The 20,661-nt window shown below is 71.5% G+C and carries 22 protein-coding genes and 1 pseudogene; 10 read left to right on the top strand and 13 right to left on the bottom strand.

Going from position 1 to position 20,661, the window contains the following annotated elements; all coding sequences use genetic code 11:
• Positions 1–4: 4 nt before the first annotated feature.
• The 3 genes from AB0N07_RS19420 to AB0N07_RS19410 all read right to left on the bottom strand — a co-directional run bounded on the left by AB0N07_RS19420 (position 5) and on the right by AB0N07_RS19410 (position 2,713).
• Complete coding sequence (locus AB0N07_RS19420) at positions 5–1,219, bottom strand: acyl-CoA dehydrogenase (protein WP_365836522.1); 1,215 nt, start codon at positions 1,217–1,219, stop codon at positions 5–7.
• Positions 1,220–1,225: 6 nt separating this feature from the next.
• Positions 1,226–2,257, bottom strand: coding sequence for a phosphotransferase family protein (locus AB0N07_RS19415; protein ID WP_365836520.1), 1,032 nt, complete (start codon positions 2,255–2,257; stop codon positions 1,226–1,228).
• 159 nt (positions 2,258–2,416) lie between these two features.
• On the bottom strand, positions 2,417–2,713 hold the full coding sequence (locus AB0N07_RS19410; RefSeq protein ID WP_365836518.1) for a hypothetical protein: 297 nt from the start codon (positions 2,711–2,713) through the stop codon (positions 2,417–2,419).
• Positions 2,714–2,827: 114 nt separating this feature from the next.
• On the opposite strand from AB0N07_RS19410, the gene AB0N07_RS19405 reads away from it, so the two are divergent.
• Positions 2,828–3,775, top strand: a complete 948-nt coding sequence (locus AB0N07_RS19405) for an NADP-dependent oxidoreductase (RefSeq protein ID WP_365836516.1) — start codon at positions 2,828–2,830, stop codon at positions 3,773–3,775.
• A 24-nt stretch (positions 3,776–3,799) separates the two neighbouring features.
• On the opposite strand, the gene AB0N07_RS19400 is transcribed toward AB0N07_RS19405, so the two are convergent.
• The 4 genes from AB0N07_RS19400 to AB0N07_RS19385 form a co-directional block, all read right to left on the bottom strand.
• Positions 3,800–4,123 carry a DUF202 domain-containing protein gene (locus AB0N07_RS19400; protein ID WP_365836514.1) on the bottom strand — a complete coding sequence of 108 codons (324 nt, stop codon included), beginning with the start codon at positions 4,121–4,123 and terminating at the stop codon, positions 3,800–3,802.
• On the bottom strand, positions 4,120–4,512 hold the full coding sequence (locus AB0N07_RS19395) for a DUF202 domain-containing protein (protein ID WP_365836512.1): 393 nt from the start codon (positions 4,510–4,512) through the stop codon (positions 4,120–4,122). Before AB0N07_RS19395 ends, AB0N07_RS19400 begins: the two co-directional genes overlap by 4 nt.
• A gap of 73 nt (positions 4,513–4,585) precedes the next feature.
• Positions 4,586–5,119 (bottom strand): NUDIX domain-containing protein, encoded by a 534-nt coding sequence (locus AB0N07_RS19390; RefSeq protein WP_365836510.1) that lies wholly within the window; start codon positions 5,117–5,119, stop codon positions 4,586–4,588.
• Positions 5,120–5,142: 23 nt separating this feature from the next.
• Complete coding sequence (locus AB0N07_RS19385; protein ID WP_365836508.1) at positions 5,143–6,036, bottom strand: DMT family transporter; 894 nt, start codon at positions 6,034–6,036, stop codon at positions 5,143–5,145.
• Positions 6,037–6,442: 406 nt separating this feature from the next.
• Between AB0N07_RS19385 and AB0N07_RS19380 the strand changes: the two genes are divergently transcribed.
• From AB0N07_RS19380 to AB0N07_RS19365, 4 genes are all read left to right on the top strand, one after another.
• Positions 6,443–7,387 (top strand): hypothetical protein, encoded by a 945-nt coding sequence (locus AB0N07_RS19380; RefSeq protein WP_365836506.1) that lies wholly within the window; start codon positions 6,443–6,445, stop codon positions 7,385–7,387.
• A 33-nt stretch (positions 7,388–7,420) separates the two neighbouring features.
• Complete coding sequence (locus AB0N07_RS19375) at positions 7,421–8,962, top strand: APC family permease (RefSeq protein WP_365836504.1); 1,542 nt, start codon at positions 7,421–7,423, stop codon at positions 8,960–8,962.
• Positions 8,963–9,073: 111 nt separating this feature from the next.
• On the top strand, positions 9,074–9,826 hold the full coding sequence (locus tag AB0N07_RS19370; RefSeq protein ID WP_365836502.1) for a molybdopterin-dependent oxidoreductase: 753 nt from the start codon (positions 9,074–9,076) through the stop codon (positions 9,824–9,826).
• Positions 9,810–10,436, top strand: a complete 627-nt coding sequence (locus tag AB0N07_RS19365) for a cytochrome b/b6 domain-containing protein (protein WP_365836500.1) — start codon at positions 9,810–9,812, stop codon at positions 10,434–10,436. The genes AB0N07_RS19370 and AB0N07_RS19365 overlap by 17 nt, the downstream gene beginning before the upstream one ends.
• On the opposite strand, the gene AB0N07_RS19360 is transcribed toward AB0N07_RS19365, so the two are convergent.
• The 5 genes from AB0N07_RS19360 to AB0N07_RS19340 form a co-directional block, all read right to left on the bottom strand.
• Positions 10,374–11,507 (bottom strand): hypothetical protein, encoded by a 1,134-nt coding sequence (locus tag AB0N07_RS19360; protein WP_365836498.1) that lies wholly within the window; start codon positions 11,505–11,507, stop codon positions 10,374–10,376. The genes AB0N07_RS19365 and AB0N07_RS19360 overlap by 63 nt on opposite strands.
• 109 nt (positions 11,508–11,616) lie before the next feature.
• On the bottom strand, positions 11,617–12,645 hold the full coding sequence (locus tag AB0N07_RS19355; protein ID WP_365836496.1) for an L-idonate 5-dehydrogenase: 1,029 nt from the start codon (positions 12,643–12,645) through the stop codon (positions 11,617–11,619).
• 14 nt (positions 12,646–12,659) lie between these two features.
• Positions 12,660–13,418, bottom strand: a complete 759-nt coding sequence (locus AB0N07_RS19350; RefSeq protein ID WP_365836494.1) for an SDR family oxidoreductase — start codon at positions 13,416–13,418, stop codon at positions 12,660–12,662.
• Positions 13,419–13,428: 10 nt separating this feature from the next.
• The gene (locus AB0N07_RS19345) at positions 13,429–14,826 is read right to left on the bottom strand and encodes a gluconate:H+ symporter (protein ID WP_365836492.1); all 1,398 of its coding nucleotides are present in this window, start codon (positions 14,824–14,826) and stop codon (positions 13,429–13,431) included.
• Between the two features lie 51 nt (positions 14,827–14,877).
• Complete coding sequence (locus tag AB0N07_RS19340) at positions 14,878–15,405, bottom strand: gluconokinase (RefSeq protein ID WP_365836490.1); 528 nt, start codon at positions 15,403–15,405, stop codon at positions 14,878–14,880.
• A 149-nt stretch (positions 15,406–15,554) separates the two neighbouring features.
• Between AB0N07_RS19340 and AB0N07_RS19335 the strand changes: the two genes are divergently transcribed.
• Complete coding sequence (locus tag AB0N07_RS19335) at positions 15,555–16,256, top strand: FadR/GntR family transcriptional regulator (protein WP_365836488.1); 702 nt, start codon at positions 15,555–15,557, stop codon at positions 16,254–16,256.
• 10 nt (positions 16,257–16,266) lie between these two features.
• On the opposite strand, the gene AB0N07_RS19330 is transcribed toward AB0N07_RS19335, so the two are convergent.
• Positions 16,267–16,692, bottom strand: coding sequence for a YchJ family metal-binding protein (locus AB0N07_RS19330; RefSeq protein WP_365836486.1), 426 nt, complete (start codon positions 16,690–16,692; stop codon positions 16,267–16,269).
• Between the two features lie 372 nt (positions 16,693–17,064).
• Here AB0N07_RS19330 and AB0N07_RS19325 point away from each other — a divergent pair, with 372 nt between their 5' ends.
• The 4 genes and pseudogenes from AB0N07_RS19325 to AB0N07_RS19310 all read left to right on the top strand — a co-directional run.
• A complete protein-coding gene (locus AB0N07_RS19325) occupies positions 17,065–18,927 on the top strand; it encodes a phage tail sheath subtilisin-like domain-containing protein (protein ID WP_365836484.1) in 1,863 nt (620 codons plus the stop codon).
• A gap of 34 nt (positions 18,928–18,961) precedes the next feature.
• Positions 18,962–19,486 carry a phage tail protein gene (locus tag AB0N07_RS19320; RefSeq protein ID WP_004003113.1) on the top strand — a complete coding sequence of 175 codons (525 nt, stop codon included), beginning with the start codon at positions 18,962–18,964 and terminating at the stop codon, positions 19,484–19,486.
• 32 nt (positions 19,487–19,518) lie between these two features.
• Positions 19,519–20,247, top strand: coding sequence for a hypothetical protein (locus AB0N07_RS19315; RefSeq protein ID WP_365836482.1), 729 nt, complete (start codon positions 19,519–19,521; stop codon positions 20,245–20,247).
• Positions 20,240–20,661: pseudogene (locus tag AB0N07_RS19310) on the top strand (hypothetical protein); the annotation flags it as partial. The gene AB0N07_RS19315 and the pseudogene AB0N07_RS19310, both read left to right, overlap by 8 nt.

Raw genomic sequence — 20,661 nt, 5'->3', positions numbered from 1 at the left:
GGTGTCACAGGTACTTCTTCAGCTCCCGGCGCGCCAGCGACCGCTGGTGCACCTCGTCCGGGCCGTCCGCGATCATCAGCGTCCGGGCTCCGGCGTACAGCTCGGCCAGCGGGAAGTCCTGGCTGACTCCGCCCGCGCCGTGCAGCTGGATCGCCCGGTCGATGATGTCGACGACCGCGCGGGGCGTGGCGATCTTGATGGCCTGGATCTCCGCATGGGCGCCCCTGTTGCCGACCGTGTCCATCAGCCAGGCCGTCTTCAGGACCAGCAGTCGCAGCTGCTCGACGGTCACGCGCGCGTCGGCGATCCAGTTGTGCACCACGCCCTGCTGGGCCAGTGCCTTGCCGAAGGCCGTACGGGACACCGCCCGGCGGCACATCAGCTCGATCGCCCGCTCCGCCATGCCGATCAGCCGCATGCAGTGGTGGATACGTCCCGGACCGAGGCGGGCCTGGGCGATGGCGAAGCCGCCGCCCTCCTCGCCGATCAGGTTGGTCACCGGCACGCGCGCGTGGTCGAAGATCACCTCGGCGTGGCCGCCGTGGTAGTGGTCCTCGTAGCCGAAGACCTGCATCGCCCGCTTGACGGTGACGCCCGGGGTGTCGCGGGGGACCAGGACCATGGACTGCTGGCGGCGGATGTCAGCGCCGTCCGGGTTCGTCTTGCCCATCACGATGAAGATCTTGCAGTCCGGGTTCATCGCCCCGGAGATGTACCACTTGCGGCCCGTGATGACGTACTCGTCGCCGTCCCGCTCGATGTGCGTGGTGATGTTGGTGGCGTCGGACGAGGCCACCTCCGGCTCGGTCATCGCGAACGCCGAGCGGATCTCGCCCGCCAGCAACGGCTCCAGCCACTGCTTCTTCTGCTGCTCGTCGCCGAACTGCGCGAGCACCTCCATGTTGCCGGTGTCGGGCGCCGCGCAGTTCGTGGCGGTCGGTGCCAACTGCGGGCTGCGGCCGGTGATCTCGGCCAGCGGCGCGTACTGGAGGTTGGTCAGACCGGCACCGTGCTCGGCGTCCGGCAGGAAGAGGTTCCACAGACCCTGCCTGCGCGCCTCCGCCTTGAGCTCCTCCACCACGGTCGGCGTGTCCCAGGGGGACGCGAGCGTGGCCCGCTGCTCCTCGGCGACCGCCTCGGCCGGGTAGACGTACTCGTCCATGAAGGCGAGCAGCTTGGCGCGCAGTTCCTCGGTGCGCGCGTCGAACGCGAAGTCCATGGTCTGTCAGCCTTCCTGAAGAGTGGTCAGGCCGTGCTCGATGAACACGGGCACCAGGTCGCCGATGCGGTCGAAGCCGCGGCCGACCGTCTGGCCCAGCGTGTAGCGGTAGTGGATGCCCTCGAGGATCACGGCGAGCTTGAACCAGGCGAACGCCGTGTACCAGGAGACGGCGGAGACGTCCCGTCCCGAGCGGGCCGCGTATCGCTCGATCAGCTCGGCGGGGGAGGGATGGCCGGGGGCCTCGGCGGTCGTGGAGACCGGGGAGTCGGGCATGCCCAGGGGCATGCTGTACATCACGAGCAGGCCCAGGTCGGTGAGCGGGTCGCCGAGTGTGGACATCTCCCAGTCGAGGATCGCCTTGATGCGGTCGTCCTCACCGATCAGGACGTTGTCGAGCCGGTAGTCGCCGTGGACCACGGCCGGTGCGGGAGAGGTGGGCAGCCGGCGGCCCAGCGAGGCGTGCAGCTCGTCGATGCCGGCCAGGTCCCGGTTGCGGGAGGCGTCCAGCTGCTTGCCCCAGCGGCGCAGCTGGCGGTCCAGGAAGCCCTCGGGGCGGCCGAAGTCGGCGAGGCCCACCTCGGCGGGGTCCACCGCGTGCAGCTCGACGAGCGTGTCCACCAGGGACAGCACCGCGCCCCGGGTGCGGTCCGGACCGAGCGGGGCGAGCTGGTCGGCCGTACGGTACGGCGTGCCCTCCACGAACTCCATGACGTAGAACGGCGACCCCAGCACCGCCTCGTTCTCGGGGTTCTCGCACAGGAGTACGGGGCGCGGCACCGGTACGTTCGTCGGGTGCAGTGCGCTGATCACCCGGTGCTCGCGCTTCATGTCGTGCGCGGTGGCCAGGACATGGCCGAGCGGGGGCCGGCGTACGACCCACTTGGAGGTGCCGTCCGAGACCGCGTACGTGAGGTTCGACCGTCCGCCCTCGATCAGCCGGCCGGTCAGGGGGCCGTGCACCAGGCCGGGCCGCTCCTGGTCGAGCAGGCCGCGCAGCCGGTCGAGATCGAGACCTGGCGGGTGGTCGGGGCTCATCGGTGCTCCTTCAGGGGCGTCAGAACGGTTCCCGACCATGATGCCGACCGGTCGGTATGTCGTCCAGTGGGTGCGGCGAACGTGATCTGAGCCACGATATGCCGACAGCTCCCGGCACGGGAGCGCGAGGAGCTGTCGGCCGACCGGTTGCGGCCGGTTTCAGTGGTCGTCCCAGTGCCCTTCGTGCGGGGCGTGCCGATGGCCGTCGTGCAGATAGTCGACGTGGTCGCCGTGCAGGACGCTCTCGTGTCCGCAGCCCTCGCCGTGCCGGTGCTCGTGGTCCTCGTGGGGTGCGTGCCCGTCGGGCTCGCACTCGTCCCAGTGGCCGCCGTGCTCGCGGTGCAGATGACCGTCGTGCGCGTAGTCGACGTGATCCCCGTGCGGCACCTGCGTGTGTCCGCAGCCGGGGCCGTGGGCGTGGGAGTGGGAGGCGTGTTCGAGGTGAAGGGCGGTCATGGGGGCTCACCTTCGGGGAGTGCTGGTGATGACGTCGGACAGGGTGCCACGCGAACGGCGCATATCGGACCATTCGGCTTGCGTGGCGTCCGCGTACACCGGAGGGTCGAGCCCATGAAGGCCATCAGCTACGCACGGTACGGCGGACCCGAGGTGCTCGAGTACGGCGAGCTGCCCGACCCCAAGATCGGCCCCGACGCGGTCCTCGTCAAGGTCCGCGCGGCCGCCGTCAATCCCGTCGACTGGAAGTGCCGCGAGGGCCACCTCGACGGAATGCTCGACGCCGTCTTCCCGGTGGTGCCCGGCTGGGACGTCTCCGGTGTCGTGGTGCAACCGGGTGTGTCCGTCACGGAGTTCACCAGCGGGGACGAGGTCATCGGGTATGTGCGGGAGGACTTCCTCTCGCGCGGCACCTTCGCCGAGTACGTCGCCGCTCCCGTGCGCACCCTCGCCCGCAAACCGCGCAACCCCTCCTTCGAGGAGGCGGCCGGGCTGCCCCTGGCGGGGCTCACCGCCTACCAGGTGCTCATCAAGGCGCTCCAGGTCAAACGTGGCGAGACCGTCCTGGTGCACGCGGCGGCGGGTGGCGTCGGGTCCATCGCCGTGCAGCTCGCCCGGCATCTCGGCGCCCGAGTGATCGGTACGGCGAGCGAGCGCAACCACGAGTTCGTCCGGGGGCTCGGCGGTGAGCCCGTGCAGTACGGCCAGGGACTGGGCGAGCGGGTGCGCGGGCTGGTCCCCGAGGGCGTGGACGCCGTGTTCGACACCGTAGGCGGCGAGACCCTCAAGGTTTCGGCCAATCTGCTGGCTCCCGAGGGGCGCCTCGCGTCGATCGCCGACGGCGACGTCGTCGACTACGGCGGCCGCTACTGCTGGGTGCGCCCGGACGCCGAGGACCTGCTGCGGCTGACCGAACTGGTGGAGGAAGGGGCGGTGTCCGTGCATGTGTCGGAGACGTTCCCGCTGGAGCGCGCGGCGGACGCGCACCGGCTCAGCCAGGAGGGGCGGACGCGCGGGAAGATCGTGGTGACGGTGGAGTGGGAGGTGGAACCGGCCGGTTAGCGGACTCCGTAGCGAACGCCCTGGTCAGAGGACCAATGCCGCCCCGCACGCCGCCAGGGCCACCGTGCACAGGACCGCCGCGGTGGCGTGCCGGGGGGCGAGGGCCGAGGGGCTGTCGGAGGACGCCAGGGCGCTTATGCGGCGGTGGGCGACGAAGAGGAAGCCCAGCCAGAGGACGCAGCACAGGGCGCAGGCGATGATCCCGGCCGCGGAGCGGCTGCCGTGCAGCGCGGTCTTCGTGCCGAGGACGGCGACCACGGTGCTCGCCAGCGTCGTACGCCGCCAGGCGAGCCGGGTCCGCTCCGGCTGGAGGCCGGGGTCGCGCTCCTGGCCCGCGTCGGCGTTCATCCCTCCCACCCGACGAGTACGACGACGACCATCGCCACGGCCACGACGGCGACGACGATGCTCAGCAGCGCCGGGAACCGCGAGACCGGCAGATCCTCGCCGCGGCGCATGGCTCGTTCGCAGCGCATCCAGTGGTTGACGGCGCGCAGCGAGCACAGCACGCCCGCGCCGAGCAGCGCGAGCGCCAGCCCCGCGCGCCAGGCCCAGCGCAGGTCCGGCAGGAACTGGTCCACGGCGAAGCCGCCGCCGATCAGGGCGAGGGCGGTGCGCAGCCAGGCCAGGAAGGTGCGTTCGTTCGCCAGCGAGAAGCGGTAGTCCGGCGTTCCGCCCTCGCGCCGGACCTGTTCCGGGGCGAACCAGAGCCGGACGTTCCGTCCGAATTCGATCACGCTTACGACTTTATCCAGCTTCCGTCGGCGCCGTCCGCTGGGGGGTGCCGCCCCCGGACCCCCGCTTCGGCCCCTAAGGGGCCTCGTCCTCAAACGCCGGACGGGCTGACAAGAGCCGCTCGTACGCGGCAAGCCCGTCCGGCACCCACTCCCACTCCTTCAACCGGCGCTCCACCTCAGCCTCCGGCAGGAAGGCGTGCCAGGCCACCTCCTCCACCTGTGGGCTCACCGGCAGCTCGCAGCGGACCTCGTAGACCGCCGACCACCAGGTCCGGCCGGCGCCGTCGTCGTACAGGAACTTGAACAGGAAGCGCGGGCTCGGGAGGCCACAGACCCCGAGTTCCTCCTCGGCCTCGCGCAGTGCGGCGTCGTCGTAGGACTCGCCGGCGCCGACCACTCCGCCGACCCACATGTCGTAGAGGGAGGGGAAGACCAGCTTGGTGGAGGTGCGGCGGTGGACGAAGAGGCGGCCCTCGGCGTCCCGGGCCTGGATGAAGACGCAGCGGTGGCGCAGGCCCTTGGCGTAGGCCTCGCCGCGGGGGGACTGGCCGACGACCTGGTCGTTCTCGTCGACGATGTCGAGGATCTCGTCTGCGGGGCTCGTCATGCAGCCATCCAAGCAGGAGGGCGTCAGCGGCGCTGCAGGGCCTGGGTCCGCTCCGGCTTCGTCGTGCCGCTCGGCATGCAGGGGTGCAGGCCGAGCAGGACGATGCCACCGACGATCGCCGCGAGGCCCGCCGCTTCCCAGGCGAGGGCGCCCGTGTCGGTGCGCAGGCGGTCGCCCAGGAAGCCCACTCCGCACAGGATGCCGGCCAGTGGCTGGGCGGCGGTGAGGGCGGGCAGCGACATCCGCAGGGGTGCGGTCTCGAAGGCGCTCTGGACCAGGATCAGGCCGGCCACCCCGAGCGCCGCCACGCCGTACGGCTGCCAGCCCGTCACCAGCTCGGTGAGGCCGCCCCGGGTGAAGCGCTCGCCGCTGACCCGGGTGAGGGCGTCCTGGACGCCGTAGAGGAGACCCGCGGCGAGGGCGAGGAGGACGGGGGCGGCGCTCAGCCGGGAGCGCTTCGCGTATGTCGTCAGGAGGAGGGCCAGGCCGATCATGGCGCCGATGATCAGCCAGTGGCGGAACGGGTCGCTGACGGCGGTGCCGCCGCGCGGCTCGCCCGCGACGATGAAGGCGGTGACACCGCCCGCGAGCAGCGCGAGGCCGGTCCAGCCCTGGCGGCCCAGTGGCTGTCTGGTCTGCTTGCGGGAGAGGGCCAGGGCGAACAGGAGGTTGGTGGCGAGGAGCGGTTCGACCAGGGAGATCTCGCCCTGGCTCAGCGCTATCGCCCCGAGGACCATGCCGGCCACCATCAGCGCGATGCCGCCCAGCCAGCGCGGCACCTGCATCAGGTCGAGGAGCAGACGCGGTGAGAGGAAGTCGCTCAGGGGTGCCCGCTGGGCCGCGTTCTGCTGGAGCACGAATCCGAAGCCCACGCAGCAGGCAGCGCTCACGGCGAGAATCAGAACCAGAACGGACACGCTGCGTACCTCGAGTCAGATGGGCCGGGCCACGGGGTGCGTAGTGGGTGACTGTAGCGTCCCAGGGCCCGGCTTGCCCCTGGGAGTGCCCGGATCGGGCCGTCGACTCGGTCACGTCTCCCTGACGATCAAGGGCGCGGCCGCCGGTCGTCCCGCCATGCTGAGGTGCGGGGGCGTGCGGCGCCATGGCGTGCGCCACACGCGCGACCTGGTGCGGCGGAACGCATGTCACTGCGCGATCACAATTGCCCCTCCGGTAACGGAAGTTGACGCGTATAACAACCATCCCTCCCTTGACGCAAAGCCTTGGTGCGGGGTTTGCTGTGCGTGACCAGCTGACGGCAAACCGATATCAGGCCGGACCGATACCAGACGTCGAGCCGCGTCGCGTGAGGAAGATCCCGCGGTGTCCCCACCCCCGCCACCCTTCGGCCGGGGCCGCAAGCGCGCGGCCCAGACCCTCGACGCGGCCCTGGACGATGCCGAACTCGTCGCCGCCCGGTCCGCGTTGGCGCAGGGGCGGTGGCAGGCCGCGCGGTCGTTGCTCGTTCAGACGGGAGACGACTGGGATCTGCGCGGGCATCGGGTCACCGTGCTCGCGCTGGAGCCGTACAGTGCCGCCTGGGCGCGGGACTGGCTGCTGGCCGAGCCCGACTCCGCGGACGCCGCCGTGCTGCTCGCGCTCGCCCTCGTCCAGCGGGCCTTACGGGGCAAGGAGAAACCGGAGCACGCCCGCGAGGCCTGCCGGGACGCCGCCGCGCTCGTGCCCGCCGACCCCACCCCGTGGCTCGGCCTGCTCATGCTGGAACGCGACCCGGGCCCGGACATCGAGCGGCTCTTCGCCGAGGTCCGCGGCCGGTATCCCGACCACCACCACGCCCACCACCTGATGGTCGCCCGCCTCGCCGAACGGCACGCCGACGCCGGCCCGGACCCGCTGCACGAGGTCTACGACTTCGCCAACCGGTCCGCCCTGCAGGCCCCCGCCGACTCCCCCCTCGCGATCCTCCCGGTTGTCGCCCACGCCGAGCGCTTCCGTGTACTGGCCGCCGCCGGGCACGAGACCGCGGACGCCGCCGTCTCCGGCCACTGGAGCGGGCGCCGGGCCCGGCAGGTCATGAAGGCCGCCTTCGACTGGTGGCTGGAATGGGAGCACGAAGGCCACCCGCGCCGCCTGGTCGACCTCAACTTCCTCGCCCACGCCAAGGTCTGCGAGGGCCGCGGCGCCGAGGCCGCGGCCCTGTTCCACCGCATCGGCGAGCACGCCACCCCCGCCCCCTGGTCGTACCCGGACCGCGATCCGCACTCCGCCTTCCGTGCCGCGCGCGCCACCGCGCTCGGCACGGCGTGACACTCCCGACCCCGACAGAAGGACGGTCCCTCCATGACCACGGGCAGTTCCAACGCGAGCCGAGCCGCCGCGGGCGGCATCAGCACCTATCTGGGCCAGGAGCGCGCCCTGCGCGCCGACCGCCTGGGCGCGGGCGGCCTGCTGCTCTCCGTGCTCGCCGCGACCGCCCCCCTCATGGTGGTCGCGGGTGTCATGCCCACCACATTCGCGGTGATGGGCATCGTCGGGCAGCCGCTGCTCTTCGTCGTCCTCGGCGTGGTCCTGGTCCTGTTCAGCGTCGGGTACGCCGAGATGAGCCGGCACGTCCACAACGCGGGCGCCTTCTACGCCTACATCTCCCGCGGCCTGGGCGGCACCGCCGGGGCGAGCGCGGCCCTCGTCGCCCTCGCCGCCTACAGTGCGCTCCAGGTCGGCATCTACGGCATCTTCGGCTTCGAGGTCTCCAACCTGTTCGCCACCTACGCCGACGTCCAGGTGGCGTGGTGGATACCGGCGCTGGTGGCCGTGGCCGTCGTCGGACTGCTGGGCTGGCTGAAGATCGACGTCAACGCGCGCGTGCTGGGCGTGCTGCTGGTCGTCGAGGTGATCCTCGTCGTCATCTTCGACGTCGCCTCGATCGCCGACCCGGCGGGGCAGGGCCTGTCGCTGCACGCCTTCAACCCGGACACGCTCACCGGCGCCGGAGTCGGCACCGCCCTGTGCTTCTGCATCGCGGCCTTCACCGGCTTCGAGCAGGCACCGGTGTACGCGGAGGAGACCAGCCGCCCGCACCTCCTCGTGCCGCGCGTGATGCTGCTCGCGGTCGGCTTCGTCACCGTCTTCTTCGCGATCAGCTCCTGGGCGTACACCGTCGCCGCCGGCCCCTCCGCGATCGTCGGCGCCGCACAGAAGGAGAGCGCCGGGCTGCTGTTCTCCCTCACCGAGTCCCGGCTCGGCGGAGCCTTCACCGACGTCCTGCACGTCCTGTTCGTGACCGGCATGTTCGCCGCCCTGCTCAGCTTCCACAACGTCGTCGCCCGGTACGCCTTCGCCATGGGCCGCGAGGGGCTGCTGCCGCGCACCTTCGGCCGTACCACGGGCACGAGCGGCGCGCCCGGCACCGGCTCCCTGCTGCAGACCGTCGTCTCCGCGGTCGTCGTGATCGCCTTCGCGGTCGCCGACGACAAGCCGACCGGCGACCCGACCGCACCCGTCCTGCACCTGTTCACCTGGCTCGGCAACATCGGCGCGCTCGGTGTGATCCTGCTGATGGCGGCGGCCTCCGTGTCGGTGATCGTCTTCTTCACCCGGCGCGGCGCGGCGGGCGCCCAGGCCTGGCGGCTGGTCACCTCCGCCCTTGCGGCCGTCGCCCTCCTCGTGATCGCCGGCTACACGGTCAAGGACTTCGACGTCCTGGTCGGCGCCGGCCCGGACTCGGCCCTGAGCTGGGCGCTGCCCGGCATCATCGGCCTCGCCCTGGTCGCCGGACTGGCCCAGGGCCTGCTGCTGCGCTCGCGCTCGCCCGAGGCACACGCCCGCATCGGGCTCGGCAACGAGGCGTTCCAGCTGGACAAGGCGGCACGGGACGCGTCGTGACGCCGCCCGCAGGCGTGGCTTTCTGAGAAGCCCGTAAGAAGTCATTACGGAACCCTGACGAGCACCCGCGATTCCTGGTCCCGCCGGGGCCGCGGGTGTTCGAATGGATACGTGAACTCCGAACAACCCGAGGAGCCGGGCACACCGCAGCCACCGCCGGAGCGCGGCACCCCGGTCGGCCGCCGTGTCCTGCTCGGCACCATCGGCCTGGGCGCCCTCGGCGTGGTCGCCGCGCCCGCCCTGCAGCGCGCCCTGGAGGGCTTCCTCGGCGCGGCCGCCGAGAAGGACCCCACCGGCCTGACCGGCCTGCTGCCCAACGGCGGCGGCTTCCGCTACTACTCGGTCACCTCCTCCGTACAGCACAAGAACGCCACGAACTACCGCCTCACCGTCGACGGCCTCGTCGACCGCCCGAAGACCTACACCCTCGACGATCTGCGCGCCCTGCCGCAGACCCGGCTGGTCAAGGACGTCCAGTGCGTCACCGGCTGGCGGGTTCCGGGCACGCCCTTCGAGGGGGTGCGGCTGTCCCGGCTGCTGGACGCCGCGGGAGTGCGCTCCTCGGCCGGGGCGGTCCGCTTCACCAGCTTCGACGGCGCCTACACCGAGAGCCTCACCCTCGACCAGGCCCGCCGCTCCGACGTCCTGGTCGCCCTGCGCATGCAGGACAAGAACATCGGCCACGACCACGGCGGCCCGGTCCGCCTCTACGTGGCGCCCATGTACTTCTACAAGTCCGCCAAGTGGCTCTCCGGCATCACCGTCACCGAGGACGTGAAGCCGGGCTACTGGGAGGACCGCGGCTACGACGTGGACGCCTGGGTCGGCCACTCGAACGGGCGGGGCGATGAGCCTACGAGCTGAGGCGCACACGCCGCCGGTCGCCGGGGTACGCCGGTTCGGCCCCGTCCAGCGCTGGGTGCACCGCACGACGGCCGCGCTGATGGGTGTGTGCGTGGTGACCGCGGCGTTCCTCTACATCCCGCAGTTCGCCGAACTCGTCGGCCGCCGGGAACTGGTGGTCCGCGTCCATGAGTGCGCGGGGCTCGCGCTGCCCGTGCCCGTGCTGGTGGGCCTGCTCTCCCGCCACTTCCGCGCCGACCTGGGGCATCTGAACCGCTTCGGACCGCACGACAGGGTCTGGCTGCGGGCGGCTCTGCACCGGGACAAGCGGCGGTCCTCGCGTCCGGCGGCGAAGTTCAACGCCGGGCAGAAGATCTATGCGGCGTGGATCGCCGGGGCCACACTGGTGATGCTCGGCACCGGGCTGATCATGTGGTTCACCCATCTGACCCCGCTGATGTGGCGCACCAGCGCGACGTTCGTCCATGACTGGCTGGCCCTGACGATCGGGATCGTGCTCGCCGGGCACATCGGGATGGCGATCGGGGATCCGGAGGCGCGGGGCGGGCTACGGACCGGCCGGGTGAGCCGGGAGTGGGCCGAGCGGGAGCATCCCTTGTGGCGTCCCTGAGGGTGCGGGTGCCTCCGGCGGGGGTGAGGAGACTGCGGTCGGTGCCACCACCGTGAAGGCGTTTTCGAGGCGTGCCTCGGTGTTGCCGTAGCGGACGATCACGTCCGCAGTGTGGTCGTCCGCCGCGCCGTTGTGGCTGGTGGCGCAGTTCCCCGCGCCCCTATGGGGCGCTGCCGTACCGCACACCGAATTGCTGAGGCCGTTCAGGGGCGGCACCACGGCGGTCAGCACCAGCGTGTCGCCCGTCTGCGAGCGCAGTACGGGTGGCCCGGCTGTCTGCTGGCCGCCGACGAACACGGTCCCGAAGCGCAGGAGTTCGACGGGGTCGAAGAAGATGCCCCGTAGTTCGATGGTGATCGTGTCGCCCGGCTGGGCCTTGCCGTCGCTGCCCGTGTCCACGCCTGCGATCCGGTAGGTGCAGGCGGGGGTGCCGCCTGATGCAGCCTTCAACTGCACGGCCGCTTCCGGGTGCTGGCGATGGAAGTCCAACAAGCCACCGAGCACCGCGTAGGCGGCCCGGCCCTTGCAGGTGGCTGCCTGGCCTGCGAGAGACGCGTACTCCTTGGTCGCCGTGGCCCAGCTTCCGCCCTTGCCCTGCGCGGCCAGGCAGGCGGTCGCGAGGGCGTGCAGCAGGCGCCACTCCGGGTCCGCGGAGGCCGTGGGGATCACCTTGCGGACGCCCCCGCACTGGCCGGGGTCGCGGAGGCGGTCGTAGACGCTCGACGGGTCGGGTGTGGTGTCGGCGTTGGGTGAGACGGGGCCCGGCGGGAGCCAAGTGGTGCTCAGGAGGGGCCTGTTGCTCGGAGAGGCGCCGCTCGGCGAGGGAGTGGCCGTACGGGTGTGGCCCTGGCTGCTCGGCAGTGGGGTGCCGGGCGCCTCCCCGGCAGGTGACTGCCGAGGTGTGGGGGAGCCGGGCGTGGCGCCGTTCGACGGCCCCGCGGTCACGATCGAGCCGCTCCCGCCCCCGCTGTCCGGCGTGCCTCTCCCGTCACTGCTGAAGGCCGTGACGGCCACCGCCACCGCTCCGACCACGAGCAGCCCCGAGATACGCGTCCCGAGGGAAACCGCCATGACGCCCCCCGACCCCCAGTGCCCCTGGAGGCCGTGTCCAGGGGTCCCCTCATCATCGGGCCGGTCCCGGCGGCGGGGAAGCCGCCCTGGGCTGATCCTTGGGGAAAATTCAGGATGCGAAGTCGAGCAGCACCTTGCAGGAACGGCTGCGGTCCGCAGCCAGCGCGAACGCCGACTCCGCCTCTCGGACCGGGACCACCGCGCTGACCAGGCCGTCGAAGGCCGGCTCGGTGGCGAGCAGTGCCAGCGCCTCGTCGAATTCCGTGTCGAAGCGGAACGCTCCCCGCAGCTCGATCTCCCGGCTCACGACCAGGTTCCCGGCGAAGGGGCTCGGGCCCGGCGGCAGCATTCCGAGCTGCACGACGATTCCGCCGCGCCGCACCAGACGCAGACAGGTGTCCAGGCCCGCGGCCACCCCGGACGCCTCGACGGCCACGTCCACCTCGGGCGGCCACCCGGCATCCTCCGGATCGTCGGCCTGTACGAGGGCGTCGGCGCCCGCGGCACGTGCGTGGTCCAGGGCCGCCGGAAGGAGGTCGGTGACCGTGACCCGTGCGGCGCCCGCCGCCTTCGCCGCCGCGGCCACGAGGCAGCCGATGGGCCCGGCTCCGGTGACCAGGACATGCCTGCCGCGCACGTCCTTGGCCCGGCGGACCGCGTGCAGGGCGACGGAGAGCGGCTCGGCGAGGGCTGCCCGGCGCAGGTCGAGACCCTCCGGCAGTGGCCTCAACTGCTCGGCCGGTACGACGACTCGGGCCGCGAAGCCGCCCTGTACGTGCGGGAAGCGGGCCGCACTGCCGAGGTAGCGGGTGTCGCGGCAGACGTTGCGGCGTCCCTCCACGCATTCCGGGCACACGTCGCACGGTGTTGCCGGGTGCACCGCAACCGCCGTACCCACGGCCGGTCCGGACGCGCCGGGGGAGCCGTATGCCACGACCGTGCCGACCACCTCGTGGCCCAGCAGCATCGGCTCCTTCAGCCGGAAGTCGCCGACACCGCCGTGCTTCCAGTAGTGCAGGTCGGAGCCGCATACGCCGCCGTAGCGGACGGCGACCAGCGCCTGGCCGGGGCCGGGCTCGGGGACCGGCAGCTCGTCGACCCGCAGGTCGTCCTGGCCGTGGACCACACAACCGAGCATCTGAGCAACCCCTTTCACAGCACGCTCGTCATTCCGCCGTCGACGTACAGCACCTGCCCGCTGACGAAGTCCGCGGCGGGCGAGGCGAGGAACAGCACCCCGCCCACCAGGTCCTCGGTGCGGCCCCAGCGGCCGGCCGGGGTGCGGCGGCGGACCCACGCGCTGAACTCCTCGTCCTCGACCAGGGGTTGGGTGAGTTCCGTCTCGATGTAGCCGGGGCCGAGGCCGTTGACCTGCACGCCGTACGGGCCCCAGTCGGCGCACATGCCCTTGGTCAGCATCTTCAGGGCGCCCTTGGTGGCCGCGTAGGGCGCGATGCCGGGGCGGACCACCTCGCTCTGCAGCGAGCAGATGTTCACGATCTTGCCGTGGCCGCGTTCCGTCATCTGGCGGGCCGCCTCGCGGCCGACGAGGAACGCGCTGGTGAGGTTGGTGTTCAGGATGCGGTGCCAGTCGCTGTCCGTGAACTGAAGGAGCGGTGCGCGCAGTTGCATCCCGGCGTTGTTGACCAGGATGTCGAGCGGGCCGACCCGCTCCTCGACATCCGCCATGCCGACGGCCACCGACGGGCCGTCGGTCACGTCGAACACGGCCGTGTGCACGTCGCCGGGCAGCTCCGCGGCCGCCTCGGTGAGGCGGTCCGCGTCGCGGCCGTTGAGGACCACCGTGCAGCCGGCCTCCGCGAGGCCCCGGGCCAGGGCGAGCCCGATGCCGCGGCTGGAGCCGGTGACCAGGGCCGTGCGGCCGCTGATGTCGAAGAGCGGGTGACTCATTGCCGTAGCCCTAGATGACCAGTGAGAGGAGGAGGACCAGACCGCCCGCGACCACCGAGATGATCGTCTCCATGACGGACCAGGTCTTGACGGTCTGGCCCACGCTCAGGCCGAAGTACTCCTTGACCAGCCAGAACCCGGCGTCGTTGACATGGCTGAAGAAGAGCGAGCCGGCGCCGATGGCCAGGACCAGCAGGGCCGTGTGCGTGGTCGACATGTCGGCCGCGAGCGGGGCCACCAGGCCGGCCGCCGAGACCGTCGCCACCGTCGCCGAGCCGGTCGCGAGGCGGATGCCCACCGCGATCAGCCAGGCCAGCAGCAGTGCCGGTATCGACCAGTCCTTGGACATGTCCAGGATCATCTGGCCCACACCGGTGTCGATCAGCGTCTGCTTGAATCCGCCGCCGGCGCCGACGATCAGCAGGATGCCCGCGATGGGCGCGAGGCCCTTCTCGACCAGCGGCGTCAGCCGCTCCTTGCCGAAGCCCGCCGGCCTGAGCAGCGTGAAGATGCCGACCAGCACGGCGGCGAGCAGGGCGATCAGCGGGGAGCCGATGACGTCGAAGACCCGCTGGGTGAGGTTCGTGGGGTCGTCGATCACGACGTCGACCAGCGCCTTGGAGAGCATCAGGACGACCGGGAGGAGGATCGTGGCCAGGGTGGGGCCGAAGCCCGGGCGCTTCTCCAGATCCTCCGACGGCCGCTGGGGAATCAGGCGGTCGGGCGCCGGGACGTCCACCCAGCGGGCCGCGTACCGGGAGAACAGCGGGCCGGCGATGATCACCGTCGGGATGGCGATGAGGACGCCGAGGGCCAGCGTGACACCCAGGTTGGCCTTGACCGCGGCGATCGCGACCAGCGGGCCGGGGTGCGGCGGGACCAGACCGTGCATCACGGAAAGACCTGCGAGGGCCGGGATGCCGATGCGCATCAGCGAGTAGTTGCCGCGCTTGGCGACCATCAGCACGACCGGGATCAGCAGCACGACGCCGACCTCGAAGAACAGCGGCAGCCCGATCACCGAGGCGATCAGCACCATCGCCCACGGCATCGCCCGGCCGCCCGCCTTCGCGAGGATCGTGTCGACGATCTGATCCGCACCGCCGGAGTCGGCGAGCATCTTGCCGAGGATCGCACCGAGCGCGATCAGCACGCCCACGCCGGCGACCGTGGTGCCGAGCCCGGTGGTGAAGCTGGTGATCACCTTGTCGAGCGGCGCTCCGGCGATCGCGCCGAGAGCCAGCGAGCCGATGGTCAGGGACAGAAAGGCATGCAGCTTGAACTTGGTGATGAGCAGGACGATGACGGCGATGCCCGCCAGTACGGCGAGGCCCAGCTGAGCGTGGCCGGCCGAGGTGATCGGCGCGGGTGCGTCCGCTGCCAGCATCTCAACGCTGAGTCTGGTCACGGGGGTTCCCTTGCAGGTACGGGGATGGGGGAGGAGTGCGGGGGGTGGGTGCTACGCGGCCGGGTGGGGCAGGGCGTCCAGTGCCTTCACGGCCCGGGCGGTGATCTCCTCGGGGCTCCCGGTGACGTCCACCGCGACACCCGCCTCGTCCGGCTGGAGCGGCTGGAGCGTGGCGAACTGGGAGTCGAGCAGCGCCGTGGGCATGAAGTGACCCTGCCGGTGCGCCATCCGGTCCTCGATGAGGGCCCGGTCGCCCGTCAGGTGCACGAAGACGACACCGGGGGCGGCGGCCCTGAGCCGGTCGCGGTACGACCGCTTCAGCGCCGAGCTGCTGACCACCCCGCCGAGCCCGGCCCGCCCGTGCGCCCAGGCGCCGATGGCGTCGAGCCAGGGCCACCGGTCCTCGTCGTCGAGCGGGACGCCGGCCGCCATCTTGTCGATGTTGGCCTGCGGGTGGAAGTCGTCGCCCTCGGCGTACGGAACGCCGAGCCGGGCCGCGAGGAGGGGACCGATGGTGGTCTTGCCGGTGCCCGCCACGCCCATGACCACGACGACATGCGGGGTGCGCAGCTGCTGCATGGTGCTCTCACTGTCTTCTTCGACATCTGGACGCCGGCCGTTCAACCGACGCCGACGACACTGAAACCGATTAGGTACGACGAATTCAAGACCCTGTGACATATAAGTCTGACTTTTTGTTCCCGTGACCTGCCCCGTACGCTGAGCGCATGACCACTCCGGGCCGGGGTCTGCACGGCCGTGTACTGGACTCCCTCGGCCCCGCGATCACTGCGGGCGAGTACCCGCCGGGCAGCGTTCTGCGCACCGACGAGCTCGCCCAGCGCTTCGACGTGTCACGCTCGGTGATGCGCGAGGCCGTCCGGGTGCTCGAATCCATGCACCTGGTCGAGTCGCGGCGGCGGGTCGGCGTCACCGTGCGCCCGAAGTCCGAGTGGAACGTCTACGACCCGCAGGTCATCCGCTGGCGGCTGGCCGGCGCCGACCGCCCCCACCAGCTGCGCTCGCTGACCGTGCTGCGCTCGGCCGTCGAGCCGGTCGCCGCGGGCCTCGCCGCCAGGAACGCGTCCGCCGAGCAGTGCGCCGAACTCACCGAGTGTGCGATCGGCATGGTCGCCAACTCCCGCGGCCACAAGCTGGAGGAGTACCTCGTCCACGACATGGCCTTCCATCGGGTGATCCTCGTGGCGTCCGGCAACGAGATGTTCGCCCGGCTCGGTGACGTCGTGGCCGAGGTCCTCGCGGGCCGCACCCATCACGAGGTGATGTTCGAGGACCCCGACCCGGCCGCCGTCACCCTGCACGTCCAGGTCGCCGAGGCGGTCCGCGAGGGCGACGCGGCCCGCGCCGAGAAGCTGACCCGGGAGATCACGGTGGGCGCGCTGCAGGAGCTGGACATCCTGGCGCCGTAGCCCCACCTGGTCATGCCTCGGGGAACTCCCCGTCGACGTACACCCAGGCCCCCTCGACCCGCTCGAACCGGCTGCGTTCCAGCAGCGAGCCGCCCTCGTACGAGGCGCGGAAGGTCACCGTGCCTGTGCCGTGGAAGGCCGAGCCGTCGGTGGTGTCGAGGATCTCCAGGCCGGTCCAGTGCATGCCGGGGTCGAGTTTGAGCGTCGTCGGGCGGGTACCCGGGTGCCAAGTCCTCAGCAGGTACTGATCGTTGAGCTTCACGAAGGCGCTGTAGCGCGAACGCATCAGTGCTTCGGCGGTCGGCGCCGCGGCCTCACCCCGGAGGAATCGGCCACAGCACGTTTCGTACGTCTCCGCAAGACCGCAAGGGCAGGAGGGCTTGTGGACGGGGGCGGAGCCGTGCTGCCGCCGGGATTGCGAGGTGCGTCGGGACATGTGGTCCATTCTGCTGCACCACGGGCTGTGTGAAATCTGTGAAGCGCCCGTTCCGACACGCGCACATCCGGTGCGGGTCGTGCACGCCCGCCTTCATCGAACCTCCTTTCGGACTGGCGTGAACACGCCTTGCTCCCGCAATGGCCAACTCGCAGTCTGGGCAGAGCACTTGAGCATCAGGAGTCACAAGCGTGCGTGCTTGACCCGGGCGGCCGTCCGTCCGGGGCACTGACGGGGGAAGCTGATACGGGGTGAGCGGACCGGCGCGCATGGGCGCGTCGGCAGACCGCCGCGCTCCGCTGTGCCGAAACCTCTCCCCTCTGCCGCCTCTTGGTGCCTTTGACCGGTGCCTGAGAAGGGATAGGAGGGGGAATGCCGACGAATGCCGCGGCCGCCAGGCCGACGTATCCGGGCGTCTACGTCGAAGAGCTTCCCAGCAGCACCCGCGCCATCTCCGCCGTGACCACTTCGGTGACCGCATTCGTGGGGCACACCCGGCGCGGCCCGCTGAACGAACCGGTGCGCGTCACCGGATTCGCCGACTTCGAGCGGCGCTTCGGCGGGCTCAGCGCCCAGAGCCCGCTCGCCTACGCCGTCCACCAGTTCTTCGGCAACGGCGGCTCCGTCGCCGTGATCGTCCGGGTCGCCAAGGCCGGCAGCGGCAAGGCCGCCTGCGTCGTCCTGGAATCCACCGAGGGCCACAGCGAGAGCCGGGTCCTGGAGGTCCACGCCAAGGAACCCGGCGTGTGGGGCAACGGCCTGCGTGTCGCCGTCGACTACGACACCCCGGACTGCGAGGCGACCTTCAACCTTCGGGTCTACGACGCCAAGGGCGACGCCCGCGAGAGCTTCACCGGCCTGTCCATGGACGCAGGCAGCGGAACCTACGCGCCGACCGTGGTCAACGCCGGTTCGCGGCTCATCCACGTCGAGGCCGTCGGTGAGGGCCGCCCCGACCCGTCCGGCACCGTCTCCAAGCCGTTCGGCCACGAACTGCCCGACCTCGCCGTCGACCTGACGGTCAAGATCGGTGACGTGGAGCGGGAGTTCAAGCTCTACGACCCCGACGACGACGGCGAAGCCCCGTCCTCCGTGGTCGAGTTGGCGCTGCTCCTGGAGCGCAAGCTGCGCGCGCTGCCCGACGCGCCCGGCAAGCACGCATTCGCGGGCGTCGAGGTCACCGCCTTCGGCCGCCGTATCCAGGTGGTCGCCGGCTCCACCGACCCCGAGGACGTCGTACGCTTCCTCGGCGAGTGCGCCAACGACCTGGGCCTGGAGGCCTCGGTCAACCCGCCGGTGTTCCCGCTGGAGGGCGGCGAGGACGGCGAGGCCCCCGGCCCGCGCGACCTCATCGGCTCCGAGGCCGACAAGACCGGCATCCAGGCACTGCGCCAGGTGGCCGACGTCAACCTGCTCGCGCTGCCCGAGCTGGCTTCGTACGAGAAGATCGACGACGCGCTCACCGTCGTATCCGCAGCTCAGCGACTGTGCGAGGAGCGGCGGATCTTCCTGCTGGTCGATGCGCCCAGCACCTGGGTGAGCGTGGACAGCGCCCGTGCCGGGCTGTCCGCCTTCGACCCGGTGCGCGGCAACCACGCCGGCCTGTACTTCCCGCACATCCAGCTCACCGACCCGCTCACCGGGCGGCTGCGCGCCTTCCCGCCGTCCGGAGCGGTCGCCGGCGTCATCGCGCGCACCGACTCCGAGCGCGGTGTCTGGAAGGCGCCCGCCGGTACGGAGGCGCAGCTGGTCGGGGTGCACTCGCTGACCGTCGACCTGACGGACCGTGAGACCGGGCTGCTCAACCCCCTCGGCGTCAACTGCCTGCGCACCTTCCCGGTCACCGGACCGCTGGTGTGGGGCGCGCGCACGCTGGAGGGCTCCGACGCCCTCGACAGCGCCTGGAAGTACGTGCCCGTGCGACGGCTCGCGCTGCATGTGGAGGAGAGCCTCCAGCGCGGCCTGCAGTGGGTCGTGTTCGAGCCCAACGACGAGAGCCTGTGGCAGCAGATCCGGCTGTCCGCCTCCTCGTATCTGCACACGCTCTTCCGCCAGGGCGCCTTCAAGGGCAGCACCCCGCGCGAGGCGTACTTCGTCAAGTGCGACAGCGAGACCACGACGGACGAGGACGTCGCGAACGGCGTCGTCAACGTGCTCGTCGGGATCGCGCCGGTGCGGCCGGCCGAGTTCGTGGTCGTCAGGATCCAGCAGACGTCCGGGCAGTTCGCTCTCTAGCGGCCCGTCAATCTCGGAGAGCTGAAGGAAATCGATGGCTGAGTTCACGGTCAACGCGCATCGCTTCGACCCCTACAAGAACTTCAAGTTCCTGGTCCTGTGGGACGGTCGGACGGTCGCCGGCATCAGCAAGATCAGTCCGCTGAAGCGGACCACCGAGGTCGTCAAGCACCGTCACGGCGGCGACCCCTCCTCCCCGCGCAAGTCGCCGGGCCGCTCCGAGTTCGAGGGCATCACCCTCGAGCGCGGGGTCACCCACGACCCGGAGTTCGACCGCTGGGCCAACAAGGTCTGGCAGGTCGGCGCGGGCCTCGGCTCGGAGGTGTCCCTCGCGGACTTCCGCAAGGACATCGTCATCCAGGTCCTCAACGAGGCCGGCCAGGTCGCCGTCTCGCACAAGCTCTACCGGACCTGGCCGAGCGAGTACCAGGTCCTCGGCGAGCTGGACGCCAACGCCAACGCGGTGGCCATCCAGTCGCTGAAGCTCGAGTGCGAGGGCTGGGAGCGGGACTACGAGGTGCCCGAGCCGGAGGAGCCCTCGTTCCTCAACCCAGCGTGATTCGGGGGTAGTTGGGGGAAACGGGGAGGGACATGGCGATCACCGGTGCGGCCGAACTGCTGGCCGCATGGGAGGCCGGGCTCGGTCAGGCACCGGTCGGACGGGCACTGCTGCTGCACCGCACGGCACGGCCCGACGTCGACACCGGGAGGCTGCCGCAGCTCCCGGTGGGCGAGCGTGAGGCGGATCTGTTCGCCCTGCGCCGGGCGCTGTTCGGCGAACGGATGCAGGTGCGGCTGGAGTGCGCCGCGTGCGGGGCGGACATGGAGTTCGACCTGGACGCGGGGGAGCTCGCGGAGTCACTCGGCTCTTCGGGGGACTCGGTCGTACGGGTCCGACAGGACGGCTGGGACGTCGAGTTCAGGCTGCCCGGGGTCGCCGATCTGCAGGCCGCGGCCCGGTCGGCGGACCCCCGGGCCGCGCTGCTCACCCGGTGCCTGGTCTCGGCGACCCGCGACGGTACGGCCGCGGCGGCGCGGGAGTTGCCCGTACCGGTGCAGCGCCGGATCGCCGAGGCCGTCGAGGCCGCCGACCCGGGCGCCGACCTGGTGATCGACGTCGCCTGTCCCGAGTGCGGCGAGGCAACCCGGGCCGAACTCGACATCGCCTCCTACCTGTGGACCGAACTGGACGCCTGGGCACGGGACGTGCTCCTCGACGTCCATCTGCTCGCCACCGCCTACGGCTGGAGCGAGCCGGAGATCCTGGCGCTCAGCCCGACGCGGCGCCGCTACTACCTGGAGCTGTGCGCGGATGTCTGACTCCCCGGGTCCCGAGGGACCCGACTTCTTCGACCGGCTGCTCGCCCGGCACACCGCACCGCGACCGGCCGCGGTGCGGGTGCGGCCCCGGCTGCCCGGTCCGTTCGAGCGGGTCGAGGCGGTACGGGCCGCGGCACCCGCGCCGGACGAGGACACGCTGCTGTGGCCCGCCACCACGTCGGCCGCCGTCGCGCCGCCGGACGAGCCGCGTCCGTCGGCGGTCCGGACGCGCACGCACACGGAACGGGAGCGGACCGTCGTACGCACCGAACGGGAGCCCGCCGAACCTGCCCCGCGTCCGTCCGCGCCGGTCCGCGCCGAGGCACCCCTGCTGCGTCCCGTCGCGCCCGTCGCGCCGGGCCTGCGGTCGCTGGCCGAGGCCGGGCGGCTCCCGGGCAGCCTGGGGCCCGCGGA

Origin of the sequence: Streptomyces sp. NPDC051172 (genome assembly GCF_040682555.1) — a bacterium.
Classification (GTDB): domain Bacteria; phylum Actinomycetota; class Actinomycetes; order Streptomycetales; family Streptomycetaceae; genus Streptomyces.
Note: the sequence above shows the minus strand (reverse complement) of the source record. Positions and strands in the feature narration are given on the sequence as shown.

Excerpts from the sequence above, each read along its gene's own strand:
- AB0N07_RS19410 (WP_365836518.1), bottom strand. The coding sequence starts at position 2,713 with ATGACCGCCCTTCACCTCGAACACGCCTCCCACTCCCACGCCCACGGC.
- AB0N07_RS19320 (WP_004003113.1), top strand. The coding sequence starts at position 18,962 with ATGGCTGAGTTCACGGTCAACGCGCATCGCTTCGACCCCTACAAGAAC.
- AB0N07_RS19365 (WP_365836500.1), top strand. The coding sequence starts at position 9,810 with ATGAGCCTACGAGCTGAGGCGCACACGCCGCCGGTCGCCGGGGTACGC.
- AB0N07_RS19355 (WP_365836496.1), bottom strand. The coding sequence starts at position 12,645 with ATGCTCGGTTGTGTGGTCCACGGCCAGGACGACCTGCGGGTCGACGAG.
- AB0N07_RS19335 (WP_365836488.1), top strand. The coding sequence starts at position 15,555 with ATGACCACTCCGGGCCGGGGTCTGCACGGCCGTGTACTGGACTCCCTC.
- AB0N07_RS19325 (WP_365836484.1), top strand. The coding sequence starts at position 17,065 with ATGCCGACGAATGCCGCGGCCGCCAGGCCGACGTATCCGGGCGTCTAC.
- AB0N07_RS19350 (WP_365836494.1), bottom strand. The coding sequence starts at position 13,418 with ATGAGTCACCCGCTCTTCGACATCAGCGGCCGCACGGCCCTGGTCACC.
- AB0N07_RS19415 (WP_365836520.1), bottom strand. The coding sequence starts at position 2,257 with ATGAGCCCCGACCACCCGCCAGGTCTCGATCTCGACCGGCTGCGCGGC.
- AB0N07_RS19375 (WP_365836504.1), top strand. The coding sequence starts at position 7,421 with ATGACCACGGGCAGTTCCAACGCGAGCCGAGCCGCCGCGGGCGGCATC.
- AB0N07_RS19330 (WP_365836486.1), bottom strand. The coding sequence starts at position 16,692 with ATGTCCCGACGCACCTCGCAATCCCGGCGGCAGCACGGCTCCGCCCCC.
- AB0N07_RS19340 (WP_365836490.1), bottom strand. The coding sequence starts at position 15,405 with ATGCAGCAGCTGCGCACCCCGCATGTCGTCGTGGTCATGGGCGTGGCG.
- AB0N07_RS19315 (WP_365836482.1), top strand. The coding sequence starts at position 19,519 with ATGGCGATCACCGGTGCGGCCGAACTGCTGGCCGCATGGGAGGCCGGG.
- AB0N07_RS19405 (WP_365836516.1), top strand. The coding sequence starts at position 2,828 with ATGAAGGCCATCAGCTACGCACGGTACGGCGGACCCGAGGTGCTCGAG.
- AB0N07_RS19360 (WP_365836498.1), bottom strand. The coding sequence starts at position 11,507 with ATGGCGGTTTCCCTCGGGACGCGTATCTCGGGGCTGCTCGTGGTCGGA.
- AB0N07_RS19400 (WP_365836514.1), bottom strand. The coding sequence starts at position 4,123 with ATGAACGCCGACGCGGGCCAGGAGCGCGACCCCGGCCTCCAGCCGGAG.
- AB0N07_RS19420 (WP_365836522.1), bottom strand. The coding sequence starts at position 1,219 with ATGGACTTCGCGTTCGACGCGCGCACCGAGGAACTGCGCGCCAAGCTG.
- AB0N07_RS19390 (WP_365836510.1), bottom strand. The coding sequence starts at position 5,119 with ATGACGAGCCCCGCAGACGAGATCCTCGACATCGTCGACGAGAACGAC.